The sequence below is a fragment of the Pseudomonas gregormendelii genome (genome assembly GCF_017114825.1).
Taxonomy (GTDB): domain Bacteria; phylum Pseudomonadota; class Gammaproteobacteria; order Pseudomonadales; family Pseudomonadaceae; genus Aquipseudomonas; species Aquipseudomonas gregormendelii.
In genome coordinates, this window is the sequence record NZ_JADEVO010000093.1 from 1 (window position 1) to 1,598 (window position 1,598).

The 1,598-nt window shown below is 54.3% G+C and carries 1 protein-coding gene; it reads right to left on the reverse strand.

The window, feature by feature from the left end; all coding sequences use genetic code 11:
- Nucleotides 1-452 precede the first annotated feature (452 nt).
- Nucleotides 453-1,598: IS66 family transposase (gene tnpC, locus IMW75_RS26695; protein ID WP_205894303.1), on the reverse strand; the 1,146-nt coding region annotated here is incomplete at its 5' end.

Consider the following 1,598-nt stretch of genomic DNA (forward strand, 5'->3'; position numbering starts at 1 on the left):
GTATCCGCTCCATGAACCCCACATTCAAAGCCACCATCTGATCCCCCGAAGCTATGCTCCCGATTTCTTCATCTGTGGCAATTAGCCCACTTCCTATTTTGCCAGCACAAGAATGGCGAAGCCTGGCTATTTCAGTGGCACACAAATTCCAAGGCCTGATATTTGAGGTGGCGCAAAAAATTGTGCCCTATTTCGGTGGCACATAAATGCCACTTCAATGCCACTTAAATGCAAAGATCCTCCCTATCTGTCTTCATATGAGCCATTTTAGCTCTGTACCTGGGGTAGGACGATTTTTGTACCGGGGGTAGGATTCTCTGTTTTTACAGGGCTGAGAGGCCCTAAAAACGTCCCGAATCTATTACCTGTTTGGTGGGTTTGGCGGTACACCAAAGGATGTCGAGGCTTCCCTAGCGTACGATTCGCTCTACACTCCACGTTAGGGTTCGGGTTTAACGTGATATCTCAGGCGGGCAGTTCCAAGGCAACAGTGCCTCATAGGCTGCCACCGACTGCGCATGTGGTAACTGCTCCAGTACGTGGCGTAGCCACGTATAAGGCTCTTGACCGTTGACCTTGGCGGTCTCCACTAGGCTGTAGATCTGAGCACTGGCGGTAGCGCCTTTGGCCGTGTCGCTGAACAGCCACGCCTTGCGACCGATAACGAACGGTTTTATCGCGCGTTCCGCCGCATTGTTGTCGATCGGTAAAAAACCGGCCTCCACGTAACGCTCCAGCCGGCTCCAGTTGTTGGCAAGATAATTAACCGCCTTGCCCAGCACACTTTGCGGCGTCACTTGGGACTGCGTTTTATCCAGCCAGCTTTTCAACTGGGCCAGGATCGGCAGGCTCTTTTCCTGTCTGCCGATAAATCGTTGCTCGTCACTGACGTCCTTCAGTTCACGCTCGATGCCGTACAGCTTGTTGATCATCGTCAGGGCGATATCAGCACGTCCCGCCTTGCCCTTGGGCTGTACCTTTTGAGCATCGACAAACTTGCGCCGCACATGGGCCATGCACGCCAAACGTTCTACTCCGGGCTGTAATGCCAAGGCGTTGTAACCCGCGTAATCATCGGTCATGACGTAGCCACGATAACTTTCCAGCAGGCGCAACGGCACTTCCTGCGCACGGCTGGAGGTGTAGTCAAACAGCACGACTTTTCGATCCGGCGGCCCGCTGGCTTGCACCCACATCCAGGATTGGCTGGTTGGGTCTCGATCCGGTTCTTTAAGTACCTGGACGCGGGTTTCATCACAGTGGATGACCGGGCTTTCCAGCAACCGATCCCGCATCAGATTTAATAACGGTTGCAAGTGCTCGCCGCACTGGATGACCCAGCGCGCCAAGGTTTGGCGAGGGATGTCCACACCATGCCGGGCAAGTACCGTTTCGAAACGGTGGAGCGGCAGGCCGTCGACGTATTTAGTGGTCAACAACATCGCCAAGACACTCGGACTGGCCATGCTCTTTTCGATCAACTGAGCCGGTTTGTCAGCAATGACCGGCGCCGCTTCACAACCACGACACCCGTAGACTTTGCGGATGTGTTTGATCACGCGGATTTGCATCGGCACGATATCCAGCTGTTCGCTAGT